General features: G+C 58.2%; 14 protein-coding genes and 1 pseudogene. 7 read left to right on the forward strand and 8 right to left on the reverse strand.

Annotated elements, in window-relative coordinates; all coding sequences use genetic code 11:
* Window positions 1-97 precede the first annotated feature (97 nt).
* Complete coding sequence (locus AACY19_RS03725) at window positions 98-1411, forward strand: ATP-binding protein (RefSeq protein ID WP_339448063.1); 1314 nt, start codon at window positions 98-100, stop codon at window positions 1409-1411.
* A gap of 82 nt (window positions 1412-1493) precedes the next feature.
* Here AACY19_RS03725 and rimK read toward each other — a convergent pair whose 3' ends face one another.
* The 3 genes from rimK to rimA are packed head-to-tail and all read right to left on the reverse strand — an operon-like array spanning window position 1494 to window position 3671.
* Entirely contained in the window at window positions 1494-2399 is a 906-nt protein-coding gene (rimK, locus tag AACY19_RS03730; RefSeq protein ID WP_054047778.1) for a 30S ribosomal protein S6--L-glutamate ligase, read from the reverse strand.
* Window positions 2396-2875: a retropepsin-like aspartic endopeptidase RimB gene (rimB, locus tag AACY19_RS03735; protein WP_003220644.1), complete on the reverse strand. Its 480-nt coding sequence runs from the start codon at window positions 2873-2875 to the stop codon at window positions 2396-2398. The genes rimK and rimB overlap by 4 nt, the downstream gene beginning before the upstream one ends.
* Before the next feature lie 16 nt (window positions 2876-2891).
* Entirely contained in the window at window positions 2892-3671 is a 780-nt protein-coding gene (rimA, locus tag AACY19_RS03740) for a S6 modification regulatory phosphodiesterase RimA (RefSeq protein WP_339448068.1), read from the reverse strand.
* 115 nt (window positions 3672-3786) lie between these two features.
* Here rimA and AACY19_RS03745 point away from each other — a divergent pair, with 115 nt between their 5' ends.
* Window positions 3787-4197, forward strand: a complete 411-nt coding sequence (locus tag AACY19_RS03745) for an RNA-binding S4 domain-containing protein (protein WP_339448070.1) — start codon at window positions 3787-3789, stop codon at window positions 4195-4197.
* A 132-nt stretch (window positions 4198-4329) separates the two neighbouring features.
* Here the strand turns inward: AACY19_RS03745 and AACY19_RS03750 are convergent, their stop codons facing one another.
* Window positions 4330-5130, reverse strand: coding sequence for a phosphatase PAP2 family protein (locus tag AACY19_RS03750; RefSeq protein WP_339448072.1), 801 nt, complete (start codon window positions 5128-5130; stop codon window positions 4330-4332).
* Between the two features lie 105 nt (window positions 5131-5235).
* Between AACY19_RS03750 and hslO the strand changes: the two genes are divergently transcribed.
* Both hslO and AACY19_RS03760 read left to right on the forward strand, forming a co-directional pair.
* Complete coding sequence (gene hslO / locus AACY19_RS03755; protein ID WP_339448074.1) at window positions 5236-6138, forward strand: Hsp33 family molecular chaperone HslO; 903 nt, start codon at window positions 5236-5238, stop codon at window positions 6136-6138.
* A 181-nt stretch (window positions 6139-6319) separates the two neighbouring features.
* A complete protein-coding gene (locus tag AACY19_RS03760) occupies window positions 6320-7861 on the forward strand; it encodes a phosphoenolpyruvate carboxykinase (RefSeq protein WP_007952682.1) in 1542 nt (513 codons plus the stop codon).
* Window positions 7862-8043: 182 nt separating this feature from the next.
* Here the strand turns inward: AACY19_RS03760 and AACY19_RS03765 are convergent.
* The 3 genes and pseudogenes from AACY19_RS03765 to AACY19_RS03775 all read right to left on the reverse strand — a co-directional run.
* Window positions 8044-8262 (reverse strand): annotated as a pseudogene (locus AACY19_RS03765) (hypothetical protein); the annotation flags it as partial.
* Between the two features lie 348 nt (window positions 8263-8610).
* A complete protein-coding gene (locus AACY19_RS03770; RefSeq protein ID WP_339448886.1) occupies window positions 8611-9753 on the reverse strand; it encodes a hypothetical protein in 1143 nt (380 codons plus the stop codon).
* Window positions 9754-9847: 94 nt separating this feature from the next.
* Window positions 9848-10111 carry a hypothetical protein gene (locus AACY19_RS03775; protein ID WP_339448075.1) on the reverse strand — a complete coding sequence of 88 codons (264 nt, stop codon included), beginning with the start codon at window positions 10109-10111 and terminating at the stop codon, window positions 9848-9850.
* Window positions 10112-10409: 298 nt separating this feature from the next.
* Here AACY19_RS03775 and AACY19_RS03780 point away from each other — a divergent pair, with 298 nt between their 5' ends.
* Window positions 10410-10913, forward strand: coding sequence for a polysaccharide deacetylase (locus AACY19_RS03780; protein ID WP_339448076.1), 504 nt, complete (start codon window positions 10410-10412; stop codon window positions 10911-10913).
* Window positions 10914-10919: 6 nt separating this feature from the next.
* On the opposite strand, the gene AACY19_RS03785 is transcribed toward AACY19_RS03780, so the two are convergent.
* A complete protein-coding gene (locus AACY19_RS03785) occupies window positions 10920-11051 on the reverse strand; it encodes a hypothetical protein (protein ID WP_339448077.1) in 132 nt (43 codons plus the stop codon).
* Between the two features lie 238 nt (window positions 11052-11289).
* Between AACY19_RS03785 and AACY19_RS03790 the strand changes: the two genes are divergently transcribed.
* A complete protein-coding gene (locus tag AACY19_RS03790) occupies window positions 11290-13224 on the forward strand; it encodes a RecQ family ATP-dependent DNA helicase (RefSeq protein ID WP_339448078.1) in 1935 nt (644 codons plus the stop codon).
* A gap of 144 nt (window positions 13225-13368) precedes the next feature.
* Window positions 13369-14592: a 3-hydroxyacyl-CoA dehydrogenase gene (locus AACY19_RS03795; RefSeq protein ID WP_339448079.1), complete on the forward strand. Its 1224-nt coding sequence runs from the start codon at window positions 13369-13371 to the stop codon at window positions 14590-14592.
* The last annotated feature ends 18 nt before the right edge of the window (window positions 14593-14610 follow it).

Here is a 14610-nt window from a genome sequence, read left to right on the forward strand (position 1 = left end):
GAGCGGGTCTGCAGGGTGGTCAAATGACCTTGCCCGCAGACTCGCAAACCGCAATATGCGAGCATGGCTCGCTCCTGCAAGCGTGTAACGGTTATCGATGAAAACCCCCGTCTGGTTCCCCCAAAGTTTTTTCTCCCGCACCCTCTGGCTGGTGCTCATCGTCGTGCTGTTTTCCAAGGCGCTGACGCTGGTTTATCTGTTGATGAACGAGGACGTGCTGGTGGATCGCCAATACAGCCACGGCGTCGCCCTGACGCTGCGCGCCTATTGGGCTGCCGATGAAGAAAACCGCGCGAAGATCGCCGATGCCGCGACCCTGATCCGGGTGGTCGGTGCCGGTGTGCCGGAAGGCGAACAGCATTGGCCGTACAGTGAAATCTATCAGCGACAAATGCAGGCGGAGCTGGGTGCCGACACCGAAGTGCGTTTGCGCATGCATTCGCCACCGGCGCTGTGGGTGCGGGCGCCGAGCCTCGGCGATGGCTGGCTGAAGGTGCCGCTTTACCCGCATCCGTTGCGCGGCCAGAAAATCTGGAACGTGCTCGGCTGGTTCCTCGCCATCGGCTTGCTGTCGACCGCCTCGGCGTGGATTTTCGTCAGCCAGCTCAATCAGCCGCTGAAGCGTCTGGTTTATGCCGCCCGGCAACTTGGTCAGGGGCGCAGCGTGCGTCTGCCGATCAGTGACACCCCCAGCGAGATGACCGAGGTGTATCGCGCCTTCAATCAGATGGCCGAAGACGTCGAACAGGCTGGGCGCGAGCGCGAGCTGATGCTGGCCGGGGTTTCCCACGATTTGCGCACACCGTTGACGCGGCTGCGCCTGTCTCTGGAACTGATGGGTGATCACACCGACCTGACGGACGACATGGTGCGCGACATCGAAGACATGGACGCGATTCTCGACCAGTTCCTGGCGTTTATCCGCGATGGTCGGGACGAGTCGGTGGAAGAGGTCGATCTCAGCGATCTGGTACGCGAGGTGGCTGCACCCTACAACCAGAATGAAGAGAAGGTGCGCCTGCGTCTGGAGCCGATCCAGCCGTTTCCATTGCGTCGGGTGTCGATGAAGCGCCTGCTCAACAACCTGATTGGTAACGCGTTGAACCACGCCGGCAGCAGTGTCGAGGTGGCGGCCTATGTGTCCGGAGATACCAGCGCGCCGTATGTGGTGCTGAGCGTGATGGATCGTGGCGCGGGGATTGATCCTTCGGAGCTGGAGGCGATTTTCAACCCGTTCACCCGTGGCGACCGCGCGCGGGGTGGTAAGGGAACCGGGTTGGGTCTGGCAATTGTGAGACGGATTGCGTCGATGCATGGCGGCAATGTTGAGTTGCGCAATCGGTCTGGTGGTGGGCTGGAAGCGCGGGTGCGGCTGCCCCTGGGGTTGATGTTGCCCCGGGATGCGGTATAGAAGCAGCTACAAGCTACAAGCTACAAGCTACAAGCTGCACGCAGTAGCTTTCACTTGTCGCTTGCAGCTCGAAGCTGCTTTTCTAGCCCTTGCCTTTGGTGCGGGTCATGTTCGGCCCGCCATTCTTCTCAAGATGCTCAATGATGATCCCCGCCACGTTCTTGCCCGTGGTGGTCTCGATCCCCTCCAGACCCGGTGACGAATTCACTTCCATCACCAGCGGCCCGTGATTGGAACGCAGGATATCCACACCGGCCACCGCCAGGCCCATGACCTTGGCGGCGCGCAACGCGGTCATGCGTTCTTCCGGGGTGATCTTGATCAGGCTGGCGCTGCCGCCACGGTGCAGGTTGGAACGGAACTCGCCCGGCTTGGCCTGACGTTTCATCGCCGCGATGACTTTGTCGCCGACCACGAAACAACGAATATCCGCCCCGCCCGCTTCCTTGATGTATTCCTGAACCATGATGTTCTGCTTCAGACCCATGAAGGCCTCGATCACCGATTCGGCAGCGGTCGCGGTTTCACACAGCACCACACCGATGCCCTGGGTGCCTTCCAGCACTTTGATCACCAGCGGCGCACCGTTGACCATGTCGATCAGGTCGGGAATGTCATCCGGCGAGTGAGCGAAACCGGTGACCGGCAAGCCGATGCCTCGACGCGACAGCAATTGCAGCGAACGCAACTTGTCCCGCGAACGGGCGATGGCCACTGACTCATTGAGCGGAAAAACGCCCATCATTTCGAACTGGCGCAACACCGCGCAGCCGTAGAATGTCACCGAAGCGCCGATGCGCGGGATCACCGCATCGAAGCCTTCCAGGGGTTTGCCGCGATAGTGGATCTGCGGCTTGTGGCTGGCGATGTTCATGTAGGCGCGCAGGGTGTCGATCACTACCATTTCATGCCCGCGTTCGATGCCGGCTTCGACCAGGCGACGGGTGGAATACAGACGCGGATTTCGCGACAGCACAGCGATCTTCATGCAACACCTGTGGAGGAGGTAGATACCGGGAACACCGGCTTGTCTTGTACATATTTGATGCCCGGATTGACCACCAACTGGCCATCGATCAGGGCTTTGGAACCGAGCAGCAGGCGATAACGCATGGACTTGCGGCAGGCGAGGGTGAATTCCACCGCCCAGACCCGATCACCCAGCGCCAGGGTCGTGCTGATCACGTAGCGCACCTGCGCCTGGCCATTGGAGCTTTTGATGGTTTTGCGCGTCACCAGCGGTGCTTCGCAGCGCCGATGACGCAACTGCACCACCGTGCCCAGGTGCGCGGTAAAACGCACCCATTTCTCGCCGTCGCGTTCGAACGGCTCGATGTCGGTGGCGTGCAGGCTCGAGGTACTGGCGCCGGTGTCGATCTTTGCCCGCAGGCCCGCGACTCCCAAATCCGGGAGCGCCACCCACTCGCGCAGACCCACAACGGTCAAATGGTCAAATGTCTTCAATAGAAAAAACCAACGATTAACGCTTCCAGGCCTCAGGTGATACCTGGGCCAACGCTTTGAATGCAGGCTTGGCGAACCAGTAGCCTTGCATCAGAAATATTCCACAGTCCGCCAGGAAGTCCCGTTCACCGGCGCTCTCAATGCCTTCGGCAATGACTGTAACGTCCAACTCCGCACAGATTGTGACAATCCCCCGGACGATAGCCTGACGAACACGGTCTTGATCGACATCGCGGATCAGCGCCATGTCGAGTTTGATCAGGTCCGGTTGGAAATCAGCCAGCAGATTGAGCCCCGAATAACCGGCACCGAAATCGTCGATGGCGGTCTTGAAGCCGAATTCGCGGTATTCACGCAGAATATTGGTCAAATGGCGATAGTTATCTACGTGCTGGCTTTCCAGGGTTTCGAAAATCAGTCGGTTGATCGGGAAATCGTGTTTTTTGGCAGCCTCAAGCGTACTGCGAATACATAACTCTGGACGATAGACGGCGTTGGGCATGAAGTTGATCGACAAGTGTGTCTGCATATTTAGACGGGCCGCGCCTTCGATGGCGCGGGTCCGGCAGAGTTGGTCGAAACGGTAGCGGTTCTCTTCTGTAACCTGATCCAACACTGTGGGTGCGCCTTCACCGGCCACCCCTCGAACTAGCGCTTCATGAGCGAAGACCGACTGATCGCGCAGGTCCACGATGGGTTGGTAGGCAAAAGCGAAATCGAAATTCAAAGGCTCAGTCTGCTGGCAGCTCCGGCAGCCGGTTCCGGGTGAAGTCAATGAAGATGGAAATTTGGTCACTCGATCACCCCGTGCCGCTGAACCGGCCAAGATCACAGTCTATCTGGAGGCCCGGTTCTTGCGCCTGATAGAAACGGTAGTAGAGTTCCGACTACTGGCTGAACGAGGAATTCAAATGGCACAAAAAAACGACGAGGACGACAACAGGGTTCGTCTCGACAAGTGGCTATGGGCTGCGCGTTTTTACAAAACCCGTGCGTTGGCCAAAGCCGCCATCGAGAGTGGCAAGGTGCATTGTCGCGGCGAGCGCTGCAAACCAGGCAAAGAGCCGCGCATTGGCGATGAGTTCGAGATTCGGACCGGGTTTGAAGTGCGGACCGTCAAGGTTGAAGCGTTGTCGATTGTGCGGCGCGGCGCACCCGAGGCGCAGACCATGTACGCGGAGACGGAGGCGAGTATCGCCAAGCGTGAAGCCGCAGCGGCGATGCGCAAGGCGGGCGCGTTGGGCGTAAGCACCGACGGCAAGCCGAGCAAGAAGCAGCGGCGGGATTTGTTCAGGTTTCGTGGCAGCAGTAACGACGAGTAAAAACCGTACTTGCGTGTTGTGGGTTCTGGTCTCTTCGCGAGCAGGCTCGCTCCCACAGGAGATTGCATTCCAATGTGGGAGCGAGCCTGCTCGCGAATCGAGGGTGCAGCCGTCGCCGAAGACCGCCCGGAATCAGGCGCTACGCACCACGCTCATCCGCGACACCACCGGCAACTTGCCCAGCAGTGCGAAAATCGGCGCTGTCACTTTCAGCCAGAAGTTCGACGCGTGACAAGCAAACGGCGTGTAGTAACCCCAGCCCAACGCCCACACGGCCAGCAGCATGCCGCCGATGTAGTCGTCCTGGCCCCAATGCGCACCGGCCACCAGTCGCGGCAACATGAACAGCAGCGCCAGGCCCCAGACCGTCACGAACTGACCCGTCGTGCGACTGAACACACCCATGAACAGCGCCCAGATCAACAGCACTGACGCGTGATCACCCGGAAAGCTCTGGCCCGAGCGATCCTTCAGCTCCCAGGTTTTTTCCAGATTCGGGAAGTAGTCGCTGATGTGCACGGCGCCTTCCAGCACCATCGACGGACTGCTGTGTTGCCAATCCATGTAGTCGGCGAACTTGGAAAACAGCGCGCGAATCACCACCATCAACAACAGAATGGACAGAAAACCGAAAAAAGCCCGGCGCACATCAATCGCCTTGAACACCCAGTCGCCCTTGATCAGCAGTGTCAGCAGAATCAGGCCGACGATGATGTCGAACGGTCGCAGACTTGCAATTGCCCAGATGTGGAGCCATATCGGGTTGCTGGCCAGCGGTGCATTAAGCGAGCGGAACAGCCACTCGTCGAAAATCACACACAGCGAGTTGCCCGTAGGCCATAACCAGAAAGCCAGTAGCGCTAATGGCACTACGTTGCACAGAACCAGCCGGCCGAGGTTCCACCTTGATTGGAACAAACCCGGATTGTTCATAAAATGCCTCCCATGGCAGAGCAGTCGGCACCAAAAAGGGTGCCAGGAAGCGCAAATTTTCACGTCTTGTAACCATTTTGTCACCACATTCAGATACCCAGACCTATGACCGACCTACCGGATACCGATTTCACACAGCGCTTCATCTTCGATGACAGCGACACCCGCGGCGAACTGGTGGCGCTTGAGCGCAGCTACGCCGAAGTCCTCGCCAAGCACCCGTACCCCGAGCCAGTGGCGCAACTGCTGGGCGAATTGATGGCGGCCGCCTCGTTGCTGGTGGGCACGCTGAAGTTCGACGGTTTGCTGATCTTGCAGGCGCGCTCCGAAGGCCCGATTCCGCTGCTGATGATCGAATGCTCCAGCGAGCGCGAGATCCGTGGTCTGGCGCGCTACAACGCCGAGCAGATCGCGGCGGATGCGACCCTCGCCGACCTGATGCCGAACGGCGTTCTGGCCCTGACCGTCGACCCGAACGTCGGCCAGCGCTACCAAGGCATCGTCGACCTCGACGGCGAAACCCTGTCGGAATGCTTCACCAATTATTTCGTCATGTCGCAACAGGTCGGCACCCGCTTCAAGCTGTTTGCCGACGGCCGTCGTGCCCGTGGCATGCTGCTGCAACAGCTGCCGGCCGATCGTCTGAAAGACGAAGAAGATCGCGCCGCCAGCTGGCAGCACATCACCGCGCTGGCCAGCACCCTGAGCGCCGATGAATTGCTCAGCCTGGACAATGAAACCGTGCTGCATCGTCTCTACCACGAAGAGCAGGTGCGCCTGTTCGACGTGCAACATTTGCGCTTCAACTGCAGCTGCTCGCGGGAACGCTCGGGCAATGCGCTGGTCAGCCTTGGGCTGGAAGATGCGCTGGCGCTGGCAGCCGAGCAGGGTGGCAAAGTCGAGATCGATTGCCAGTTCTGCAATCAGCAGTACCTGTTCGATTCGGCCGATATTGCTCAGTTGTTCGCTGGCGCAGGCGTGGACACGCCGTCAGATACCCGGCACTAAAACGGTTCAGCGCAGGTAAATTCACTGCGTAACGACGGAATTTCGCCGTTACGACGGGAGGACCCTACTCTTTTTGGGCTTTTCTGGCATAATCCGGCCCACTTTTTTCGCGGTAGTAGTGCACGACTTTCTACTACAAAACGTTTGGAGCACACTCGGCCACTGGCCGACGGGGAACCTCATGACGCAAGCCAATAACGCCGTGTACACCGATCTGAGTGTTGATGATCTGGTAAAAGAAGCCCTGAACCGCGGTGAGGGCGAGCTTGCCGATACCGGCGCTCTGGTTGTTCGTACTGGTCATCGCACCGGTCGTTCGCCTGTAGACCGTTTCATCGTTGAAGAGCCTTCGACTCAGGCCGCTATCGCCTGGGGCCCGATCAACCGCAAGTTCCCGGCCGACAAGTTCGATGCCCTGTGGGCTCGCGTGGAAGCCTTCAACAACGCGCAAGAGCACTTCGTTTCCCACGTGCATGTAGGCGCAGCTGAAGATCACTACCTGGCTGTGAAAATGACCACCCAGACTGCCTGGCAGAATCTGTTCGGTCGTTGCCTGTTCATCAACCCGGCCCAGTACAACCCGGCTGGTCGTGAAGAGTGGCAAGTGCTCAACGTGGCCAACTTCGAATGCGTGCCTGAGCGTGACGGCACCAATTCCGATGGTTGCGTGATCATCAACTTCGCACAGAAAAAAGTGCTGATCGCTGGCATGCGTTACGCCGGTGAGATGAAGAAAGCCATGTTCTCCGTGCAGAACTTCCTGCTGCCGGCTGCTGACGTGCTGCCAATGCACTGCGCTGCCAACATCGGCGAAGAAGGCGACGTGACCCTGTTCTTCGGACTGTCGGGCACTGGCAAAACCACCCTGTCGGCTGACGAAAGCCGTTACCTGATCGGTGACGACGAACACGGCTGGGGCGAAGGCGTTGTCTTCAACATCGAAGGCGGTTGCTATGCCAAGTGCATCGACCTCTCCGAGAAGAACGAGCCGGTTATCTGGAAAGCCATCAAGCACGGTGCCGTGCTGGAAAACGTTGTCATCGACGACGCCAAGCACGCCGACTACGCCGATGTCAGCCTGACCCAGAACAGCCGCGCAGCCTACCCGCTGGAGCACGTTGCCAAACGTTCCGAGAAGAACCTGGGCGGCGAGCCAAACGCTGTAATCTTCCTGACCTGCGACCTGACCGGCGTGCTGCCGCCAGTGTCGATCCTCAACGAAGAACAAGCGGCCTACCACTTCCTGTCCGGCTACACCGCTCTGGTGGGCTCGACTGAAATGGGTTCGGGCAGCGGCATCAAATCGACCTTCTCCACCTGCTTCGGCGCACCGTTTTTCCCGCGTCCGGCTGGCGAATACGCAGAGCTGCTGATCAAGCGCATCCGCGGTTTCGGTTCGAAGGTTTATCTGGTCAACACAGGCTGGACTGGCGGCGGCTACGGCGTCGGCAAGCGCTTCAACATCCCGACCACCCGTGCGGTGATCGCGGCGATCCAGAGCGGCGCGCTGATCGGCGCTGCCACTGAACACCTCGACACCATCAACCTCGACGTGCCACTGGCCGTACCGGGCGTTGAAACCAACCTGCTCAACCCACGCAACACCTGGGCTGACAAGGCTGCATACGACGAGGCTGCCAAAGCATTGGCCGGTCTGTTCATCGAGAACTTCAAGAAGTTCGAAGTGAGCGACGCGATCAAGGCGGCTGGGCCAAAATTGTAAGATTGGTTTGTGGTGAATGAAAAAGCCGCCCATTGGGGCGGCTTTTTTGTGGGTAACTGATCCTGAGGCAAAGGCTTGACTGCCATTATTCCCGCAGAATGTTGCTCAATCAGCCAACGCATTCCTCCCGCCCCTTCTATTACATCGCCGATAGACGGATTCACAACTAGCTGCTTTTGGAAGGCGTGGGTGATGTGAGGGATGTCTTCGACGTCGGCTTGTTTGAAGTTGAGGCAGTAGAGGGTGCGTAGCAGGTCGCTTGAAGCGCGCAGGCGCTGGACGGCGCATTCGAGGATGTCTTGCGGATTGGCTTCTGAGTCGATGATCAGTGGCTTTGTGTCGGTGAGGTTTGATTCGAGTGGGCGGTAGCGATCAGCGGTGAAGTGATTCCATGTTTTCATTATTTTTTGCCTCGTTTTGCGTCATGTGAATCCGCACCCACCGTGACCAAGCGATAGGTGGCGGACTGCGTTCGGGTTGGTCAACCGATGAGGCATTCACAACCGGCACGCCCGAAGGCGTCCCGAACACAGCCGCCATAAAGCGTGCTGACACAAAAAAGCGCCAGCAGCATACAACGACTGTAAATGCACATCTAATACGGGTGACCAAGCCCGAGCCGCTGATTAGCAGCGACAGCCACAACTATAGGTTCACACCCTCAAGCGCCGATAGGCGACAAAGCGTCTGCTCCTGTAGGAAGCGGACGAAGATTTGGCCGGACGTTCCTAGCGTCTGATAAACGCCTTTCAACGCAAATGCCGATACGCCGAAATATCCAGCAGGCTCGTCGAAAGCCCTGTCGCCGGCTGATAGATCGTGCCCTTCACCGTCGAGAACGGCACGCCTTTGCTGCCCAGCGAAACCGGGCGCTCGCCTTTGTCCAGTTCGGTGAAGTAGGTGTAGGACTGGCCGTGCATCAGTTGGTAGAGCGCTTCATTGCGAGCGATATTGCCAGTGAGGAGGTTCAGATCGGCGTCGGTCAGGTTCAGGGTTTTGCTCAGTTGAACGCCCCAGCGCTTCAGGCAGGTTTCTGCGAAGTGGCGGACGATGCGCCCAGGTTCGACCAGCCTTTTCAGGTCGTCGGTGTTAAGCGGAACACCTCCGCTGGCAGTGGCATTACCCGCCATGGTCGCGTGGCGGCCGGCCATGGGATAGATGGAGGTTTTAGTGCCCGGGGCGGTTTGCGGGATGACGCAGCTGAAGCCTTTGGAGCGCTCGTCGCGAGCGTAAAAACCCACATATTCTTTGACGTTGGCGCCGAGTTTGACGCGCTCTTCCTGGAAGTTGCCGATACCCGGCACAGGGTCGAGGGCAAATATGTTGATCGGAATATGCTTAAGTTGTTGATCTTTTAACAGGGTATTGGCCAGCATGTGGCAACTAATGCCGCCCCGGCTCCAACCGACAAGATTGACTTGAGTTGGAATGACACCGCCGGTGCGGAACGTCTTGATGATTTGTTCCTGTAGTTTCTGTTGAGTAATGCTGCGATCGCCATAGTTATATTTACGCCAGAACCATGAGCCTTCAACTTTCACATCCTCGATAGGAATACCGGCGGCTTTGAGGCGGTTGTATTCGGCTTCGGTCAATTGCTCGCGCTGCCAGTCACATTTGCCCTTGATGACATTGACGGCGTGCCGGACGTTTTCTTCCCAGCCCTTGCCGAACAAAGTGCCGCTCAAGCCGTATTCCTTGCTTTTGGTGAGCAGGTCGTCGGCCTGCAGGTTACCGCTGCCGGGGCCGTCGACGACGATCCACTCGGCAAACTCGCGACCGGGATGATTGGCCGCCAATGTGGAAATCAATTCGCCGTCGTGAAAGTTTGTGTGATTGACGTCGAACTTGTTGGAGCCAGTGCCGCAAAAGAAAATGGTTAAAACTGTCATGGTGTTGCCCTTGGTTAAATATAAGAGCAAGCAACTTAGTGTCGGGCAGGTGAGTAAATAAAGAGTCCTGTTGTTTCCTGGTTTGTAAGGGTGATTATCCCGGTTGTTTTTGTTTTGCAACTTCGAGCAAGTCGCAACCGTCCTGCACTAGCAAATAAAGCGCATTGACGATGTTGGGGATGTCTTTGGCATCGGCTTTTTTGAAACACATGCAGTAGAGGGTTTCCAGCAGATCGCTGGCTGCACGCAAACGCTGGTCGGCGGCATCAAGCAAGTCGCCGTGACTGGATTGAGTGTCGATGACGAGTACAGGATTTTCGCTGTAGCAGCTTTTGAGCGGGCGGTAACGGGTGATCATGGTGAGGCGTTTCCTTCGAAGGCACTCTGATGGCGAATACGATTTGTCAGCCACGCCGCCACTATAAAAGGCTGCCGAACGGCGGAACAAGACAGCCAAAATGGACGGCGTTCGTAGGGGTTTTTCCGGGGTTTGGGCATTTGCCCTACGCGGTTTCTTGGCCTCTGCACGGTAAAACCCCTAGGCGGGAAATTTCCTACTGGTTTGTCAGGCGTTTCTCAGCAAACCTCTGTATGGTGCGCGCCAGAATCTGTGGGACGTTTCCAAACGTCCGATACGCGCTTAAAGGGAATTAGGTATGCATTGGCTACGAATGGCCTCGATGGTATTGCTGTGGATCAGCGGCTGCCCCTTGGTGATGTCGACCGAGCTTGGCAACACGCTGATGATGAATCAGCTGGATCGCACGGGATGGCCGGATGCGCTCACCAGTCAGGCGAGCGTCGACACGGCCTCGCGCGCTGAAGTGTTGATGTTCGGCAAGGCCTTGCTTGCCAGTGAGGCGCTGGACGAGGAGGGACTCGAGCAGCGCCTGGGTGTGCCGCACGTGCAACTGAAGTCGGTCAGACAAGTGCGCGAGAGTCTGTGGGATCATTTGCTGAACACCTATCACAGCGCCAGCAAAGACTGTGACGGCCAGCCATTTTGCCCTCGCGTGCGCGGTGTTGCCGACTTGCGTCAATTGGCGGCGGCGTTTACTGGCGATATCAGCCCCGGCCATGCGCTTTGGGCGAGCAAGAGTCAGGGCGTGCACGAGCAAATGTTGAACGAACAATTACGTGTCGCGGTGTTGTTACCCTGACGGAGATCAGACCTGCGTGGCTGCAACGGCCTTCACGTGACTGGCAAGCGGCGGCAGATCATCGGGAACCCGCATGCATCCACCCAGCAGCAGAAATGCGAGGGTGAGTACGAAAGGGAGTTTGATTGTGTTCGACATTTTCATTCCTTGATGAGTTTGCCAGGCACCTCAGCCGTCCGGGCGTGGTGCGGAAGAGAGGGCACGTTAGCGCGCTGCCACAAACGCAGCGATAAACAATTTGAGTCGTTTGTTTCTTCCCGTTGCGAAGCATCTGACGCTGTATCATTCCGAATCGATTTGGCCCCGACCTTTTCTCGACTCGCTGCGATGGCCCGCTAGGCTGTTGGCATGGCAGCGGTCAAAGGAGTGACAGCGAATGCACAACACCCTGGAACAGGTTTTTGGTTATCCACAGTTTCGTCCCGGACAAGAGGCCGCGATCAGCGCGGTGCTCGCCGGGCGCTCGGCGGCGGCGATTTTCCCCACGGGTTCCGGCAAGTCCCTTTGCTATCAACTATCGGCGCTGATGCTGCCGCACCTGACGCTGGTGGTCTCGCCGTTGCTGGCGTTGATGCAGGATCAACTGGCCTTCCTGGAACGCCACGGAATTTCCGCGGGCAGCATCGATTCGGCACAGAGTCGCGATGATGCCAATGACGTGATGGCCCGCGCCCGTGCGGGTGAACTGAAAATCCTGATGATCTCCGTGGAGCGCTTGAAGAACGAGCGCTTCCGCAACTTCTTGCAGCAGGTGCCGATCTCGTTGCTGGTGGTGGACGAGGCGCATTGCATCTCGGAGTGGGGCCACAATTTCCGTCCCGACTACCTGAAACTGCCCGATTACCAACGGCAGTTCAATATCCCGCAGACCTTGCTGCTGACGGCCACAGCGACGCCGAAAGTCATCGCCGACATGCAGGCCAAATTCACCATCGCCCCTGACGATGTAGTCACCACCGGTTTCTACCGGCCCAACCTCAATCTGCTGGTGGAACCGGTACGCGGTCAGGACAAGCGCCGGCGTCTGGTGGAGTGGATGTCTCAGCGTCCCGGGCAGCCGAGCATCGTTTACGTCACGTTGCAGAAAACTGCTGAACACATTGCCGAGCATCTGCTGCGCAACGGTATTCAGGCCGAGGCGTACCACGCCGGTTTGCCGAATGATAAACGTGAGGTGATCCAGAAGCGCTTCATGGCCGGGCAGTCCAATTGCATCGTCGCGACCATCGCTTTCGGCATGGGCATCGACAAGAGTGACATCCGCAATGTGGTGCACTTCGACCTGCCCAAATCCATCGAAAACTACAGTCAGGAGATCGGTCGTGCCGGACGTGACGGGCAACCGTCGGATTGTCTGGTACTGGCCAACCGCGACAGTCTCAATGTGCTGGAAAACTTCGTTTACGGTGATACACCGGAGCGCGAGGGCATTCGCCATGTGCTTGATGAACTGAAGGCCTCGGCGCCAGAAGGGCAGTGGGAGTTCTTGCTCGGGCCGCTGGCGGATCAAAGCAACATTCGTTCGTTGCCGTTGAAGACGTTGCTGGTGCAACTGGAACTGCACGGCTTGATCGCGCCGCGCTATGCCTATTACGCCGAGTACCGTTTCAAATACCTGCTGGAACCCGAGGCCATTCTTCAGCGCTTCGAGGGCGAGCGCAGGGATTTCGTCGCGGCGCTCATTCAGACCTCAAGCCGCGCACGCACCTGGGCTACGGTGAATTTCGACGCGATGTACGCGCAGTATTCGGCAGAGCGCAACCGCGTGGTGGCGGCGCTGGATTATTTTCAGGAGAAGGGCTGGGTCGAGCTTGAGAGCAAGCAGATGACCGAGGTCTACAGCCTGTTGCACAGCGACTTTGACAGCGATGTGTTGAGTGGCGAGCTGCATGGCTACTTCACCCGGCATGAGCAGACCGAGGTCGCGCGGATTCACGCGATGCTTGAAATGTTCGCCACCGAACGGTGCCTGGGTTATCGATTGGCCGAGTACTTCGGCGACCACGACGCGCCTGAGCATTGCGGGCATTGTTCGGTGTGTCACGGGCATGTCGCACGGTTGCCGGCACCACCGGAATTACCGACGCTTGTGGATAAAGATTTCGCGGCGTTGTGCGGCGATTTTATCCACAGGCATGAGCAGCACACCGGCAGTATTCCAACCGCAGAGCGACTGACGCGGTTTTTGTGCGGGATCAGCGTGCCGATGTTCACCAAACTCAAGGCGCGGGCGATTTCCGGGTACTCGGCGCTGGAGCAATACCCTTACGCCGAAGTGCGCAGATGGGCAGACAATCACTTGCTGGACTAAACAAGAAACCACAAGGGGAAATGTGGCGTCCTGAAGGCCTGTATCCATCCGCTGAATGTTGATCATCACGGTAATAAACTTCAAAAAGCATGGCGGGCTGACTATGGTTGGGATCTGTCTTCGGATCGCCAACAAGAGAACAACATGAGCCAGACATCCTTCGATATTCAGCAGGCTGCCGTGATCGGTGCGGGCACCATGGGCCGTGGTATTGTCATGTGCCTGGCCAGTGCCGGCGTGGCCGTGCAGTGGGTGGACAACAATCCGCAGATGCTTGAACAGGCACTTGTCACCGTGGCCGAGACTTATGCACACAACGTGCGCCAGGGGCGGATTGATCAGGCGCAGGCCGATGCGCGCATTGCCCGTATCAGTGCGGCGGCGGGTTACGCGGCCATTCGCAATGTCGATCTGGTGATCGAAGCGGTGTACGAGAATCTCGAACTCAAGCAGAAGATCTTCCGTGAGCTGGATGGCTTGCTCAAGCCTGAGGCATTGCTGGCGAGCAACACTTCAGCGCTGGATATCGATGCAATTGCCGCGGCGACAAAGCGCCCGAATCAGGTGCTCGGCCTGCATTTCTTTAGTCCGGCGCACATCATGAAGCTGCTGGAAATCGTTCGAGGGGCGCAGACTTCTCCCGCCGCGCTGGCAGCAGCGTTGGCGCTGGGCGAGCGCATGGGCAAAGTCAGCGTCGTGTCGGGCAATTGCCACGGTTTTATCGGCAACCGCATGCTGCATCCGTATGTGCTGGAGGCGCGCAAGATGTTGCTTGAGGGCGCTTATCCACAACAGGTCGATGCGGCGCTGCAGAGCTTCGGTTTTGCCATGGGGCCGTTTCGCATGTACGACGTGGTGGGCATCGATCTCGAATGGCGCGCGCGCGAGCTGGCTGGCAAGGGGCAGGAGGCGCCAGAGGTTCAAGTGGATAATCGCTTGTGCGAACTGGGTCGGTTCGGGCAGAAGTCCGGTAACGGCTATTACCATTACGAACCTGGCAGTCGTCAGGCCGAGCATGATCCCCAGGTTGATGCGCTGGTGTTGAACGTTAGCGAGAGGTTGGGCTTTCAGCGCCGTGAGATCGGCTCCGAGGAGATCCTTGAGCGGTGTCTGCTGGCGTTGGTCAACGAAGGCGCGAAGATCCTGCAGGAAGGGATTGCCGAGTCCGCGCGTGATATCGATCAGGTCTATCTGAATGGCTACGGCTTTCCGGCGCAGAGAGGCGGGCCGATGGCCTGGGCGGATGATCAGGGTCTGGCAGACATTCACAAGCGATTGTTGGCGCTGGAGACCCGACAGGGTGATCACTGGCGGCCGGCGCCCTTGATTGGCGAGCTGGCGGCGCGAGGCAAGGGTTTTTACCTTTAGACTGGGCAGATCATTAAA

The organism is Pseudomonas sp. EA_5y_Pfl2_R50, assembly GCF_963970475.1.
In the GTDB taxonomy this organism is placed as follows: Bacteria; Pseudomonadota; Gammaproteobacteria; order Pseudomonadales; family Pseudomonadaceae; genus Aquipseudomonas.